This is a genomic window from Pseudomonas sp. Z2-11 (assembly GCF_054161305.1).
On record NZ_CP096395.1, the window covers coordinates 3,261,995 to 3,276,961 of the forward strand.

Below are 14,967 nucleotides of genomic sequence, written 5' to 3' on the forward strand. Positions count from 1 at the left end.
GTGGGAGCGAGCCTGCTCGCGAAAGCGGCGTGTCAGCGAAATAAGTCCAGCTGATCCAACGGCTTCGCGAGCAGGCTCGCTCCCACAGGGCTTTGTGTGCGGACTGATTACCCCAGCAACTGGCTCAACACCGCCCGCAACTTGCCCGGCTTGACCGGTTTGTTGAGCAGCGGCGCATTCAGCTTGCGCAAGGCACGGCGGCACTGGTCGCTGCGGTCGGCAGTGATGATCACAGCGGGGATCGCCTGCTGGAATTGTTCGCGCAGGTGCTTGACCACCTCGCAGCCGACCACCCCATGGTCGAGGTGAAAATCCGCCAGGATCAGCTCCGGTGCGCGGCCTTGCAGCACATCGAAGGCGCCCGCTTCGTCGGTGGCGGTCAGCACTTCGCACCCCCACTGCCCGAGCAGTGCCGCCATGCTCTGCAAAATGCTCAGCTCATTGTCGATGACCAGTAACCGGCGCCCAGGCAACGGGTTCCCGGCGACGGCCTGAGCAGGCGCGTGGGCCAGGGGCAGTGGCTTTTCGGCAGACAATGGCACCTCGATGCTGAACACCGAGCCGCGTCCCGGCCGCGAACGCACCCGCACCCGGTAGCCGAGGATATGAGCGATACGCTCGACGATCGCCAGCCCCAGGCCGACGCCCTTGCGGTCCGCCGCGCGACCGACATCCAGTTGGTTGAACTCGAGGAAAATCGATTCCAGACAATCGGCGGCAATGCCTCTGCCCGTGTCCCAGACCTCCAGGCTCAAGCGCCCTCCCCGTCGCCGCGCCGCCAGGAGGATGCCGCCCTGGTCGGTGTAGCGACAGGCGTTGCTCAGCAGATTGCGCAGGATGCGGGTCATCAACCGCAGGTCAGTCAGGACCGCTTCATCGGCGAATCGCACGCGCAATTCCAGGCCCGCGGCGCCGGCCACCGATTGGAATTCCGACACCAGTGGCGCGAGCAGCTCATCCAGCCGATACGGCGCCGGGTCGGGTTTGACGGCGGCCTGGTCGAGCCGGGAAATATCCAGCAGGTCGGTGAGCAGGTCCTCGGCGCCCTCGAGCGCCTGGTGCGTGCGTTCTACCAGCAGATGCTCGGCGGCTGGCATCTGGCGTTCACGCAATGTAGCAATCAGCAACCGCGCGGCGTTGAGCGGTTGCAGCAGATCGTGGCTGGCGGCGGCCAGGTATTTGTCCTTGCTGCGATTGGCGGCCTGGGCGGCGTCCCGGGCATCGCGCAGCTGTTGCTCGACCAACTCGCGCTGGGCGATCTGCTGTTGCAGGTGGTGGTTGGCCTCCAGCAGCGCATCGGTGCGCTCCGTTACCCGTTGCTCCAGTTGGTCGTTGAGTTGCTGCAGATGCTGGCGGGCCTGCTCCAGTTCGGCGAGACGCGCCGCCAGCTCCGGGTAATGGCTCTTGCGCGTCGAATGATTGCCCAGTCCCAGCAGCCCGGCGAGGGCCTTTTGCTGTTCGTCAGAGGGCTTCGCCATAGACGACCTCGACATCCCGCTGGCTCGACTCCCGTGGATTGGTAAGGATGCACGGGTCATGCATGGCGTGTTGCGACAGGAACGGAATGTCCGAGGTACTCACCCCGTGCAAGCCGAGGGTTTCGTGGAAACCGATGGTGTGCTTGAGGGCAATCAGGTGTTCCACCAGCCGCGTGCGGATCTGTCGATGGTTGAGCCCGCGACAATCGATGCCCAGGGTTTCGGCAATCACCTTGAAACGCTCCGGCGCCGAGTTGTAGTTGAACGCCACCACATGCTCCACCAGCACTGCGTTGCACAAGCCATGGGGCAGGTCGAGGAAGCCACCGAGGCTGTGGGACATGGCATGCACCGCGCCGAGGATCGCGTTGGAAAACGCCAGCCCGGCCTGCATGCTGCCGAGCATGATTTTCTCGCGCAAGGCGACGTCGGCCGGGTTGGCGATCATCTGCACCAGGTGGGTGTTGATCAGGCGCATCGCCTCCAGCGCGTGAGGATCGGTCAACGGCCCGTGGCCGGTGGAGACGAACGCCTCGATGGCATGCACCAGCGCGTCGATGCCGGTACAGGCCGAGAGGAACGGGTCCATGCTCAGGGTCGTCTCCGGATCGATCAACGACACATCCGGCACCGCCGCCTTGCTGACGATGGAAAACTTCATGCGCTCCTGCTGGTTCGAGATGATCACGAACTGCGACACATCGGCCGAGGTACCGGCCGTGGTCGGGATCAGGATCAGCGGCGGGCTGGGTACCTGCAGGGTGTCGACGCCTTCGAATTCGAGGATGCTGCGACCGTGGGCGACAACGATGCCGATCGCCTTGCCGCAGTCCATCGGGCTGCCACCACCGACCGCGACGATCACGTCACAGTGGTTTTCACGGTACGTCTCGGCGCCGAGCATGACTTCCTCGACCCGTGGGTTGGGCGAAACGTCGCTATAGATGCAGTAATCGATGCCCAGGGCTTGCAGGCTGGCTTCGACATCACCGACCCAACCGGCGGCGATGACCCCGGGGTCAGTGACCACCAGCACCTTGCGGGCGCCGAAGGTCTTGGCGTAGTTGCCGACATTGTGCCGGCAGCCGGCACCGAACATGATTTCAGGAGAAACGAACTTGCGCAGCGGGCTGAGGCTCATTTTTTCAGGGGGGCTCATCGGTAAGCCTGTTGTTATTGTCGTGGGATACCTTGAGCCTAAAGCATCGCGCCGTGAATGCAATCCGACCAATGGGTAGCCCGGCCCGAACGCGTCAGGCCGGGCCGGCACTCATCGGTTGGCGAAGTACATCGTCACTTCAAAGCCGATACGCAGGTCGGTGTACGCGGGTTTAGTCCACATGGGTCTTTCCTCTTCTTGTACCGGGCGATTCCGGCAGGTTCATTAATGCACGGGGGCGGCCTGGGGCCGAATGCTACTTTCGAAGGAGTGCACGGGGTGCGTTGGTATTAGCAACAGCGATTACCGTGGCGAGGGAGCTTGCTCCCGCTGGGCTGCGCAGCAGCCCCAAAAATAGCCGCTACACAGTCAATGCTTTGCCTTGAAGAAGGGGGCCGCTTACGCGGCCCAGCGGGAGCAAGCTCCCTCGCCACAGGGCTCAGTCAATGGATGCGGCGAGGATCAGAAGAACCCCAACGGATTGACGTCATAGCTCACCAGCAGGTTCTTGGTCTGCTGATAATGATCGAGCATCATCTTGTGCGTCTCACGCCCGACGCCGGACTTCTTGTAGCCACCAAACGCGGCATGCGCCGGGTAAAGGTGGTAGCAGTTGGTCCAGACGCGTCCGGCCTTGATTGCCCGGCCCATGCGGTAGGCGCGGTTGATGTCGCGGGTCCAGAGGCCGGCGCCGAGGCCGAACTCGGTGTCGTTGGCGATGGCCAGGGCTTCGGCTTCGTCCTTGAAGGTGGTCACGCCCACCACCGGCCCGAAGATTTCTTCCTGGAACACGCGCATCTTGTTGTGACCCTTGAGCAGGGTCGGCTGGATGTAATAGCCGCTCGACAGGTCGCCTTCAAGGCGTTCCGCCGCGCCGCCGGTGAGCAATTCGGCGCCCTCTTCCCGGGCGATGTCCAGGTACGAAAGAATCTTGTCGTACTGCTGCTCGGACGCCTGGGCGCCGACCATGGTTTCGGTGTCCAGCGGGTTGCCGCGCTTGATCTGCTGGATCTTCTTCAGCACTACTTGCATGAATTCGTCATAGATCGACTCCTGGACCAACGCCCGGGATGGGCAGGTGCAGACTTCACCCTGGTTGAAGAACGCCAGCACCAGGCCTTCGGCAGCTTTTTCGATGAACGCCGGTTCGGCCTGCATGATGTCTTCGAAGAAGATGTTCGGCGACTTGCCGCCCAGTTCCACGGTGGACGGGATGATGTTTTCGGCGGCGCATTTCATGATGTGCGAGCCGACCGGGGTGGAACCGGTGAAGGCGATCTTGGCGATGCGCTTGCTGGTGGCCAGGGCTTCACCGGCTTCGCGGCCGAAGCCGTGGACGATGTTCAGGACGCCGGCTGGCAGCAGGTCGGCGATCAGCTCGGCGAACACGGTGATCGACAGCGGCGTCTGCTCCGCCGGCTTGAGCACGATGCAGTTGCCGGCGGCCAGGGCCGGGGCGAGTTTCCAGGCGGCCATCAACAACGGGAAGTTCCACGGGATGATCTGCCCGACCACGCCCAGCGGTTCATGGAAATGGTAGGCCGTGGTCAGTTCGTTGATTTCGGCGGCCCCGCCTTCCTGGGCGCGGATGCAGCCGGCGAAATAACGGAAATGGTCAGCCGCGAGCGGTACGTCGGCACTGAGGGTTTCGCGCACAGCCTTGCCGTTGTCCCAGGTCTCGCTGACCGCGAGGAGCTCCAGGTTTTGCTCGATACGGTCGGCGATTTTCAACAGCACCAGGGAGCGATCCTGGACCGAGGTTTTGCCCCAGGCGTCGGCAGCGGCATGGGCGGCGTCGAGGGCCTTGTCGATGTCGGCGGCGCTGGAGCGCGGAAACTCGCCGATGACTTCGCCGTTGACCGGCGACGTGTTGGTGAAGTACTCAGCGTGGACCGGCGGAACGAATTCGCCGCCGATGAAATTGCCATAGCGCGGTTTGAAGGAAACGACGGCGCCTGGGGTTCCGGGTTGTGCGTAAATCATGATGGGCCTCTGCCTGGTCGATGCCTGTCGCGGGACAGGCGATAGGCCGATGGTAGAGAGCCCCGCGCGATGGACGAATGCGTCATTGGCAGGGGGCGCTCTCGTTATTTGGTCGTAGGTTTGTAGGAGCGAGCCTGCTCGCGAAGGCGGCGGATCAGTCAACATCAATGCAGGATGTTCTGGCCCCTTCGCGAGCAGGCTCGCTCCCACAGGATCTACATCTGCCAAAGTTGGCTCAGCGCTTGGCCACCAATTCTTTCGGCAACTTGAACGTCCAGAGCATGCCGCCCTGGTTGAAGTCCTTCACGCGCTTGGCCACTTCGCCGCCCCACAGCGGTACCGCGCCGCCCCAGCCGGAGACCACCGAGACGTACTGCTCGCCGTCCATCTCCCAGGTAATCGGAGAGCCGAGCACGCCTGAACCGGTCTGGAACTCCCAGACTTTTTCCCCGGTCTTCGCATTGAAGGCTTGCAGGAAACCTTCAGGCGTACCGGTGAATACCAGGTTGCCCTTGGTGGTCAGCACCCCGCCCCACAGCGGCGCGAAGTTCTTGTGGCGCCAGACTTCCTTGCCGGTCTTCGGGTCGATGGCCCGCAGCACGCCGATGTAATCCTCGTTCAATGGCCTGATGGTGAACCCGGCCCCGAGGAACGCCGCGCCTTTCTTGTAGGCGATGCCCTCGTTCCAGATGTCCATGCCCCACTCGTTGGACGGCACGTAGAACAGACCGGTGTCCTGGTTATAGGCCATCGGCATCCAGTTCTTCGCGCCGAGGAACGCCGGGGCGACAAACACCGAACTGCCCTTGGCTTCGCTACCCGGTGCGCCCGGACGGCTCGACTCCACGTAGATCGGTCGCCCGTCCTTGTCCAGGCCGGAGGCCCAGGTGATTTTGTCCACGAACGGGAAACCACGGATGAACTTGCCGTTGGTGCGGTCGAGGACGTAAAAGAAACCATTACGGTCGGCAGTCGCCGCCGCCTTGATGTCCTTGCCACCCTCTTTGTAGTTGAACGAAATCAGTTCATTGACGCCGTCGTAGTCCCAACCATCATGTGGCGTGCTCTGGAAGTGCCACTTGATGGTGCCGTCGTCCGGGTTCAGCGCCAGGCGCGACGAGGAATAGAGATTGTCGCCAGGGCGCAGGTGTGAGTTCCACGGTGCCGGGTTGCCGGTACCGAACAATAGGAGATTGGTTTCCGGATCGTAGTAACCGCCCAGCCAAGGCGCGGCCCCGCCGGTTTTCCACAGATCGCCGGGCCAGGTCTTGCCGGCCTCGCCGCCGGAGATACCATTCTCCACGGCCTTGCCGTCCTTGTAGACGTAGCCCATGTGGCCTTCCACGGTCGGCCGCGTCCAGAGCAGTTCGCCGTTTTTCGGGTCGAAGGCGCTGATCTGCCCAACCACGCCGAACTCGCCGCCCGCCACGCCAGTGATGAGCTTGCCATTGACGACCATGGGCGCGGCGCTGATGGAATAACCTTCCTTGTGGTCGGCGACTTTTTTGCTCCACACCACCTTGCCGGTGTCCTTGTTCAAGGCCACCAGCTTGGCGTCCAGCGTGCCGAAGAACACCAGGTCGCCGTACAGCGCCACGCCACGGTTGATCACGTCGCAGCAGGGACGGATGTCATCGGGCAGGCGCGCATCGTATTGCCAGAGTTTCTTGCCGGTGCGTGCGTCCACCGCGAACACCCGTGAATAGGAGCCGGTGAGGTACATCACCCCGTCCTTGATCATCGGCTGGGCCTGCTGGCCGCGCTGCTTTTCGCCGCCGAAGGAAAACGCCCAGACCGGCCGCAGGTCCTTGACGTTGTTCACGTTGAGGGTGTCGAGCGGGCTATAGCGCTGGCCCTGCACACCGAGGCCGTTGGTCACGATTTGCTGTGGGTTTTTCGGGTCCTGGAGAATTTCCTGGTCGGTCACGGCGGCCAAGGCCGAGCCGGACAGCAGCATGGCACCGAGCAGCAGGCTCACGGCGAAGGATTGGCGACGTGCGGGATGAGTCATGACGGCTACCTCTGCGGTTATTGTTATACCCGGGAAATTTTCCCGGTCTGCCACAGATTCTTGGGCTCGGGGCCGTCGCCAACAATTGCCCGCAATGTTGAGTTTTCTAGTTCCTTGGTACATGTGGAGGTAAGCAAATACCCCCGTGGCGAGGGAGCTTGCTCCCGCTGGGGCGCGCAGCGGCCCTAAGATAGCCGGTCAACATTGATAATCAGGGTGACAACAGAAGGGCTGCTGCGCAGCCCAGCGGGAGCAAGCTCCCTCGCCACGGTGATAAGTGATCAGTCAGGGTTCTGGGTGTCCACCCGCCTCATCGCCGCCCGCTCATAACGCGGGTAAAGATGGCTGACGCTGCGAATCAACTCATACCGGCTCAGGCTGATCGCGGCGAAGCGTTCGGGGATGGGGCTGCGGATCATCTCGGCCATGTCGTCGCCCCGGGCCGCGCCGTCGCGCATCAGTTGGTCGAGCCAGCCGAGGTAGTCGCGCATCTGCGCGAATGGCCGGGCATCCGCCGTCACCGGACCATGTCCGGGCACGATCTGCTTCCATGGCAGGCCCTCCAACATATCCAGATCCTTGAGCCATACCTCAAGGCCGGGGCTGTTCGGGGTGGTCAGCGCTCGCTCATAAAACACCAGGTCGCCGGCGAACAGCACGCCCGTGGTTTCATCAAGGATCGCCAGATCCGCCCCGGTATGCCCGGCCAGCGCCAGCAAGCGCAACGAATGCTCACCCACCTGCAGAGTGCCGGGGCTCAACGCCTGCGTCGGCAGCACCACCTCGGTGCCGCGCATCCAGTCGCCCACCAGCCGGTACATGTTTTCCGCCATCGCGTCGCCCTGCTGTCGCAGCAGATCGGTGGTACCGGGCAGCGCCCCGATGGGCACATCGCTGAAGGCCTGGTTGCCTAACACATGGTCAGGGTGATGATGAGTCAGCAGCACCTGAGCCACCGGCTTGTCAGTCGTTGCGGCGATGGCCTGGCGCAGCGCCTCGCCGTAGCGCTTTGACGGTCCGGTGTCGATGACCACCACGCCGGCCTCGGTGACGATGAACGCGGTATTGACGATATTGCCGCCGTTGGCCTTGGCAAAATTATCCGTGCTGCCTTCCAGCAGCCACGTGCCCTCGGCGATCTGCCGTGGCTTGAGCGAATACTCGGTGGCGGACCAGGCCGGCAGGCACAGCCCAAGACAGATCAGCAACAACCAGCGCATGGCGTGCTCCTTGTGGTCAGGGAATGGCAGCTTCGAACTCGTTGCCGCTGTTGTCGCGCAGCAACAGGCGGGTCTGTCCCGGGCCCTGGATGTCGAAGCCCAGGGAGGGGTTTTCGCTGACCGCCGGAAACAGCTCCAGGCGCGCCAACAGCTTGCCGTCGGCATCCAGCAGCCGAGCCTGGTTGATGAAAAACTCCGGGATGCCGCTGACCAGGCCGTTGTCCATGGGGTGGGCAACCTGCAGACGCAGGCGACTCGAATCGCCCCGCGGGTAGCGACCGCCCAGCACTTCGCCCAAGTGCTTCTCCCAACCCGGTTGGGTGCGCACGACGCTGGGCGCGGTGCAGCCGCCACCCGCCGCGTCGATCAGCGTCGAACCGACGTGCCACAGCCCGTCGCGGGTCTGCACTGCCGCACGCAATGGAGTGGCTTGCTCGATGCGAATACGGATCGACAGCCAGGGCAGCACCCGTTCCGTGGGCTGGAAGTCGACAATCTTCGGCAGCGGGTTCAATTCGGCCCAGGCCAATATACGCACGACGTCGCCGGTAAAGGCGCGGGCATCGATTTCCAGCGGCACCTGGCGCGCGTCTTCGGCAAACGGTGGCGCCAGCAGCCGGACTCGCTCGTCGAACACGAACGGCGCGTCCGCCAGCAGTTGCTTGTGATAGAAAGCCCACATCACGGAAGGCACCGGGTCCTTTCCCGGCTCGATCGCGCTCGCCATCAACGGCAGGCAACACCACAGCAGGCCCCACGCTCGCCAGTTCATCGCTGCGCTCCTATTGATACATGTCCGGCACTTCGTAGCGCAGGCCATAGCGGGCATACACGGCCTTGAGGCTGCCGTCGCGGATCAACGCTTCCAAGGCTTCCTCCACCGCATAGGCCAGTTGCCTATTGCTTTCGTGCACGGCCATGCCGATTTCCCAGCGCTGCTTGCCCATGTTCGGATAGGCGTTCTCTGCCAGGGCCAATTGCGGATCAGCCGTCCGGTGCACTTGCCAGTCGATTTCCCCGCGCATCGCCATGACGGCATCGACCTCCCCGGCCTGCATGGCGCCGAAGGCCTTGGCAACGCTGGGGTAATGGCGAGTCTGGGCACTGAGCATGCCGTTGAACACGGACGTCAGGTAGAACGACGGCACGCTGTCGACTTCAACGCCAATCGGGTGTTGCTGGAACACCGCAACGCTGCCCACCGAGTCCAGTCGACGCCGGTCGTACGCCACTTGCCAGCATTCCTGCTGATACGGACCGAACATCACGACCTGGGCGTTCTCCAGCTCGCCAACGTCGTTGCGCCTTTGCACATAGTCATGGTCATAAGGCACTCGCATCATCAGATCGGCCAGTTGTCGATCGTGCAGCGGACTGCTGCGCCAGATGTAGTCGCGCAAGTCGTCGTCGAGCTTTTCGCCGGGCGGTGCCCAGAGCAATTTCAGCCGTACGCCCAGGGCCTTGGCCAGGGCCTGCGCCAGCTCCACGTCAACGCCCCGCGGCTGGCCCTGGTCTTCAAAGCTGTAGGGAGCGAAGTCCTTGTAGACCGCGACCTTCAATTCACCGGCGGCAATCATCTGGTCATAGCTGCGCACCTGCGCCTGCACCGCCTGGCCACATAACAGCAGGCTGCACATCACCCACGCGAACAGGCGCATGACAATCACTCCTCGACGTGCACGCTGTCCAGGTAGGTACGCACCGCCCACAGCGCTTCCTGGCTCAGGTAATCGGCCATTTTTGGCATATACACCCGGCCATCGCGCACCGCGCCATGGCGCACGCGTTCGACAAACCATTCATCGCCAGCCTCGGCGGCGTCGAGCATGCGCAAGTCCGGGGCGATACCGCCGGACTTGGCCTCAAGGCCATGGCAGGCCGCGCAGTTCTGGTTGTAGGCCGAGGCGCCGATTTCCACGGCTTTTTCGCGTTCGGGAGAATTGCGATAGGGGTTTTGTGCCGCCCAGCCGTCGGCATCCAACGGCAGGTTGGTGTCCTTGATCGGGGTCAGCCCTTGGGTTTCCACTGCCTGGGGCACTACGTTGCCATGGGCCCATGCCGAGCCTGCGCCAGTCAGCCCTATCAGCAATGCGCTAGCGATGATGGCGTTGCGTTTTGTTGTCATTGTTATGCCCTCGAAATTGCACGCAAGACCTCTTCACAGAGGCCGTGCCGTCATCTTAGGAAGCGCCCGCCGCCGGCCGAATGCTGCTTTGGTGGCCGGGGTCTAGTTCCTTGGTAGCGGGCCATACGACGCAAGTCGCAAAGACAGGCGCTTTGGGAAGTCTTCCCGGCAAGGGCGGGACTTTTTCCGTATCGGACAAAGCTTGCGAGACCGACCCTAGTCAGGCCAAAACCTCACTGGGAAATCCCACCATGACAATAAAAACGCTACCTGCCCTCTCCTCCCTGAGCGTTGCCTTGCTGCTCGCCGGCGGCCTGTCCCTGGGGCCGCAGGCGCACGCCGCCGTGACCTGGGAAGACATTGCCAACGATCACCTGACGACGAAGGACGTGCTGCAGTACGGCATGGGCACCAACGCCCAGCGCTGGAGTCCGCTGGCCCAGGTCAACGACAAGAACGTGTTCAAGCTCACCCCGGCCTGGTCCTACTCGTTCGGTGACGAAAAACAACGCGGCCAGGAATCCCAGGCGATCGTCAGCGACGGCGTGGTGTATGTCACCGGCTCCTACTCCCGGGTGTTCGCCCTCGACGCCCGGACCGGCAAACGCCTGTGGACCTACAACCACCGCCTGCCGGACAACATCCGGCCCTGCTGCGATGTAGTGAACCGTGGTGCGGCCATTTATGGCGACAAGATCTACTTCGGGACTCTGGACGCACGGGTGGTTGCCCTGGACAAGAACACCGGCAAGGTGGTCTGGAACAAGAAATTCGGCGACCACGCCGGCGGCTACACCATGACCGGCGCCCCGGTGCTGATCAAGGACAAGGCCAGCGGCAAGGTCCTGCTGATCCACGGCAGCTCCGGCGACGAGTTCGGTGTCGTCGGGCAACTGTTCGCCCGCGACCCGGACACCGGTGAAGAAGTCTGGATGCGGCCGTTTGTCGAAGGCCACATGGGCCGCCTCAACGGCAAGGACAGCACGCCGACCGGCGACGTCAAGGCGCCCTCCTGGCCTGACGACAAAACCACCGAGACCGGCAAGGTCGAGGCCTGGAGCCACGGTGGCGGCGCGCCTTGGCAGAGCGCCAGTTTCGACCCCGAGACCAACACCATCATCGTCGGCGCGGGCAACCCCGGCCCGTGGAACACCTGGGCGCGCACCGCCAAGGACGGCAACCCGCATGACTACGACAGTCTCTACACTTCGGGCCAGGTGGGAGTTGATCCAAGCACTGGCGAAGTGAAGTGGTTCTACCAGCACACGCCCAATGACGCCTGGGATTTCTCCGGCAACAACGAGCTGGTGCTGTTCGACTACAAGGACAAGGACGGCAAACAGGTGAAGGCCACCGCCCACGCCGACCGCAACGGTTTTTTCTACGTGGTGGATCGCAACAACGGCAAGCTGCAGAACGCTTTCCCCTTCGTCGACAACATCACTTGGGCCAGCCACATCGACCTGAAGACCGGTCGGCCCGTGGAAAACCCCGGCCAACGTCCGGCCAAGCCGTTGCCAGGCGAAACCAAGGGTAAACCGGTGGAGGTTTCGCCGCCGTTCCTCGGTGGCAAGAACTGGAACCCCATGGCGTACAGCCAGGACACCGGGCTGTTCTATGTGCCCGGCAACCAGTGGAAGGAGGAGTACTGGACCGAGGAGGTCAGCTACAAAAAAGGCTCGGCCTACCTGGGCATGGGTTTTCGCATCAAGCGCATGTACGACGATCACGTCGGCAGCCTGCGGGCGATGAACCCCACCACTGGCAAGGTGGTGTGGGAACACCAGGAGCCGCTGCCGCTGTGGGCCGGTGTGCTGGCGACCAAGGGCAACCTGGTGTTCACCGGCACCGGTGACGGCTTCTTCAAGGCCTTCGACGCGAAAACCGGCAAGGAGCTGTGGAAGTTCCAGACCGGCAGCGGCATCGTCTCCCCGCCCATCACCTGGGAGCAGGACGGCGAGCAGTACATCGGCGTGACCGTCGGTTATGGCGGCGCCGTGCCGTTGTGGGGCGGCGACATGGCCGAACTGACCAAACCGGTGGCCCAGGGCGGGTCGTTCTGGGTGTTCAAGATTCCGAGTTGGGATAAAGCGACGGCGCAGAAATAACCCTGAGCCAACCTGAGCCCTGCCCCCACCACAACCCCTGTGGGAGCGAGCTTGCTCGCGATGGCGGTCGTTCAGTCGATATTTATGTTGACTGACACTGCGCTATCGCGAGCAAGCTCGCTCCCACACTTGCCCGAGTGTAGGCCATGAAACCACTGCCCTTGCTGCTTCTGCTCCTCGCCGCCGGTGCCAACGCCGACGACACCCCTCTGACCATCAACGGCTGCCTCATCGCCGAATCCAGCCAATGCCCCGGCGCCAACCTGCGGGGCGCCAACCTGGCGAGCCAGGACCTGCGCAAGATGAATCTCGCCGGTGCCGACTTGCGCGATGCCGACCTGCGTCATGCGCGGCTGGACCTGGCCAACCTTGAAAAGGCGCAGCTCCAGGGCGCCAACCTGAACCGTGCCAGCCTGCAACAGAGCAACCTGCGCCTGGCGGATTTCAGCGGCGCCACGCTCAAGGCGATCCAGGGTTGGGGGCTGTTTGCCCAGGGCGCGCAATTCCAGCGGGCCGACTTGAGCGGTGCCTACCTTCAATTCGCCCGTTTGTCCGGGGCTCGCCTGCACGAGGCCAACCTGCAAGCCGCCGACCTGGAGATGGCCTGGCTGAGCAAGGCCGACCTCAAGGGCGCCGACCTGCGCGATGCCAACCTGCAAGAGGTCAAGCTCGCTGAAAGCAACCTGGAACAGGCCAACCTGAGTGGCTCGCGCCAGCATTACGGGAATTTCCAGGATGCGAATATGCAAGACTGCAAGGGGTGCCCCACGAGTTGGGATCACTGAGACCGTGGCGAGGGAGCTTGCTCCCGCTGGGGTGCGAAGCGCCCCCAAAACCAGACACCTCGGAATGTCAGGTTCATTGAATCGAGCTTGTTGGGGCTGCTTCGCAGCCCAGCGGGAGCAAGCTCCCTCGCCACGGATCAGCATTTCACCCCGCCACGCGCACCACGCCCATATCGATTCCCAGGTGGACCAGTTCGGCATGGGAGCTGACCTGCAGCTTGCTCTTGAGCAGCGTCAGATGGTTGGACACGGTTTTGGCGCTGATGCACAGCTGTTCGGCGATGGTCCGCGCCGGGGTGCCCCTGGCGAGCATGACGAAGATCTCCAGTTCGCGTTGGGTCATCGATTGCAGGCGCGGGTCCGCATCGGGCCGGGTGCTGGCGCAGGCCAATTGGGTCGCCAGGGTCTGCTCGATATAGGCATGGCCGGCCAGCACCCGGCGCACCGCCTCCAGCAATATCTGCGGTGCCGAGTTTTTGGTCAGGTAACCCGCTGCGCCGGCGTCCAGCGCCTGGCGCACCAATGGCAGTTCGTCGTGCATGCTGAAAAACAGCACCCGCAGTTGCGGCAAGCGTTGACGCAGGCGGCGGGTGGTTTCCAGGCCGCTGATGCCCGGCAGGCTGAAGTCCATGATCACCAGGTTCGGCACCTGTTCCTGCACCTGGCTCAACGCTTCTTCGCCGGAGGCCGCTTCGCGCACCAGCAGTTCCGGCATCAGCGCTCGCAACAGGCTGGCGTAACCTTGCCGAACCACAGCGTGATCGTCCACCAACAAGATGTTCATGAAGCCTCCAGGGGAATGTTCAAGGCCAGCGCCCACCCGGCGCCGGGCTGGCTGATGATGCGCAGCTCACCGCCGAGGCTGCGGGCCCGTTCGGCCATCGAATGCAGGCCAACACCCGCCCGGGCCGGTTGCTGCGCGCCACGTCCGTTATCGCGCACCAGCAGGCGCAGGCGGCCGCTGCGGTGCTGCAAGCGAATCCGTACCTGACTGGCGTTGGCATGCCGGGCGATGTTGGTCAGTGCTTCCTGCAACAGGCGATAGAGGTGTGCCTTGTCAGGCCCGGTTATCGACGGCGACGCTCCATCGACTCGCAACTGACAGGCGATCCCGTGTCTGTCCTGCCACTGCCTCGCGAGCAGCCCGATTGCCTCGCACAATGGCAGGTGCTGCAACACCACCGGATACAAGTCGTGGACCAACGCGCGAAAGCCTTGTTGCAGGTGATCGCAGTGTTCTTCCAGTTCGTTTGCCGTCTGCTCCAAGGCTGGCGGCTGATGGATGAGCAGGCGCAGCAGACAGGCCCGTGCGCGAATACCGGCCACATATTGGCCAAGGTCATCGTGCAGCGTCTGCGCCAGGCGCGTGCGCTCCTGTTCCTGCACGGCCAGCAGTGCCTGGGTCAGCCGGGCGTTGTCCGCGCGGGTCTGGGCCAGCGCGGCGGTCATCCGATTGAAATGCTCCGCCAACTGCTGGGCTTCCGAAACGCCTTCGGTGCGCAGGCTGACCTGCAAGTCCCCGGCGGACACCTGGCGCATCGCGTGGAGCAATTCATCCAGCAAACGCACGCCCCGGCGCACCGCCCAGCGAATCACCAGCAAACTGACGAAGAGTGCCATCAGGCAGACGCCGAACAGTTGCGCCAGGGAATCGAGAATCTCGTCAATTTCATCCCGTGGATCAACAGCGATCCAGGCCCGACGTCCATCCTGCAGGACCACCATCTGCGCAGCCGGGCCGTCGGCCAACAATTGGCGACCCAGCCAGGCCTGCAACCCCGGATCGTTCGCCGGGGCGTTCTCCCCAGGCGCCAGCCAATGCACCCGCACGTGACGCAGGCTGCCGGTGAGCCGCGATTGCAGGCTGGTCGGGTCGCGCTCGGCGGTTTCGCGCAGGTAATGCACCACCGACTCGGCCGATTGCAGTTCGCGCTGCACATCGGCGGTGGCCTGGTGCAGCAGCAGCGTTGCGCAGGCTACGGCGACCAGGGCAAAGAACACCGTGACCCAGAGGTTGATTCGCCAGAGGGCGGACATGCTCAGCGCCCCGATCCCTGGTCTATACCGGGCCCTTGCGGGACACCGGCCCCCTGTGGGA

The 14,967-nt window shown here is 63.4% G+C and carries 13 protein-coding genes; 2 read left to right on the forward strand and 11 right to left on the reverse strand.

Annotated features, from left to right (window positions below; translation table 11 throughout):
• Nucleotides 1–107: 107 nt before the first annotated feature.
• The 9 genes from M1E16_RS14410 to pedF form a co-directional block, all read right to left on the reverse strand.
• Nucleotides 108–1,478: an ATP-binding response regulator gene (locus M1E16_RS14410; RefSeq protein WP_458127639.1), complete on the reverse strand. Its 1,371-nt coding sequence runs from the start codon at nt 1,476–1,478 to the stop codon at nt 108–110.
• Nucleotides 1,462–2,619: an alcohol dehydrogenase-like regulatory protein ErcA gene (gene ercA / locus M1E16_RS14415; protein ID WP_305501237.1), complete on the reverse strand. Its 1,158-nt coding sequence runs from the start codon at nt 2,617–2,619 to the stop codon at nt 1,462–1,464. Before ercA ends, M1E16_RS14410 begins: the two co-directional genes overlap by 17 nt.
• A gap of 129 nt (nt 2,620–2,748) precedes the next feature.
• The gene (gene pqqA / locus M1E16_RS14420) at nt 2,749–2,820 is read right to left on the reverse strand and encodes a pyrroloquinoline quinone precursor peptide PqqA (RefSeq protein ID WP_003243383.1); all 72 of its coding nucleotides are present in this window, start codon (nt 2,818–2,820) and stop codon (nt 2,749–2,751) included.
• A gap of 279 nt (nt 2,821–3,099) precedes the next feature.
• Nucleotides 3,100–4,620 (reverse strand): acetaldehyde dehydrogenase ExaC, encoded by a 1,521-nt coding sequence (gene exaC / locus M1E16_RS14425; RefSeq protein ID WP_458127640.1) that lies wholly within the window; start codon nt 4,618–4,620, stop codon nt 3,100–3,102.
• A gap of 235 nt (nt 4,621–4,855) precedes the next feature.
• Nucleotides 4,856–6,631 (reverse strand): PQQ-dependent methanol/ethanol family dehydrogenase, encoded by a 1,776-nt coding sequence (locus tag M1E16_RS14430; RefSeq protein WP_458127641.1) that lies wholly within the window; start codon nt 6,629–6,631, stop codon nt 4,856–4,858.
• A gap of 281 nt (nt 6,632–6,912) precedes the next feature.
• The gene (locus tag M1E16_RS14435) at nt 6,913–7,851 is read right to left on the reverse strand and encodes a quinoprotein relay system zinc metallohydrolase 1 (protein WP_458127642.1); all 939 of its coding nucleotides are present in this window, start codon (nt 7,849–7,851) and stop codon (nt 6,913–6,915) included.
• A gap of 16 nt (nt 7,852–7,867) precedes the next feature.
• Nucleotides 7,868–8,623 carry a quinoprotein dehydrogenase-associated SoxYZ-like carrier gene (locus M1E16_RS14440; RefSeq protein WP_458127643.1) on the reverse strand — a complete coding sequence of 252 codons (756 nt, stop codon included), beginning with the start codon at nt 8,621–8,623 and terminating at the stop codon, nt 7,868–7,870.
• 10 nt (nt 8,624–8,633) lie between these two features.
• Entirely contained in the window at nt 8,634–9,509 is an 876-nt protein-coding gene (locus M1E16_RS14445) for a substrate-binding periplasmic protein (RefSeq protein ID WP_434574014.1), read from the reverse strand.
• A gap of 5 nt (nt 9,510–9,514) precedes the next feature.
• Nucleotides 9,515–9,976, reverse strand: coding sequence for a cytochrome c-550 PedF (gene pedF, locus M1E16_RS14450; RefSeq protein WP_434574013.1), 462 nt, complete (start codon nt 9,974–9,976; stop codon nt 9,515–9,517).
• A 251-nt stretch (nt 9,977–10,227) separates the two neighbouring features.
• Here pedF and exaA point away from each other — a divergent pair, with 251 nt between their 5' ends.
• Together exaA and M1E16_RS14460 are read left to right on the forward strand one after the other, a co-directional pair.
• The gene (gene exaA, locus M1E16_RS14455) at nt 10,228–12,084 is read left to right on the forward strand and encodes a quinoprotein ethanol dehydrogenase (protein ID WP_458127644.1); all 1,857 of its coding nucleotides are present in this window, start codon (nt 10,228–10,230) and stop codon (nt 12,082–12,084) included.
• 146 nt (nt 12,085–12,230) lie between these two features.
• Nucleotides 12,231–12,869, forward strand: coding sequence for a pentapeptide repeat-containing protein (locus tag M1E16_RS14460; RefSeq protein WP_458127645.1), 639 nt, complete (start codon nt 12,231–12,233; stop codon nt 12,867–12,869).
• 145 nt (nt 12,870–13,014) lie between these two features.
• Here the strand turns inward: M1E16_RS14460 and M1E16_RS14465 are convergent, their stop codons facing one another.
• Both M1E16_RS14465 and M1E16_RS14470 read right to left on the reverse strand, forming a co-directional pair.
• Nucleotides 13,015–13,653 carry a response regulator gene (locus M1E16_RS14465; RefSeq protein ID WP_434697621.1) on the reverse strand — a complete coding sequence of 213 codons (639 nt, stop codon included), beginning with the start codon at nt 13,651–13,653 and terminating at the stop codon, nt 13,015–13,017.
• Nucleotides 13,650–14,906 (reverse strand): histidine kinase, encoded by a 1,257-nt coding sequence (locus tag M1E16_RS14470; protein WP_458127646.1) that lies wholly within the window; start codon nt 14,904–14,906, stop codon nt 13,650–13,652. The genes M1E16_RS14465 and M1E16_RS14470 overlap by 4 nt, the downstream gene beginning before the upstream one ends.
• Nucleotides 14,907–14,967 lie beyond the last annotated feature (61 nt).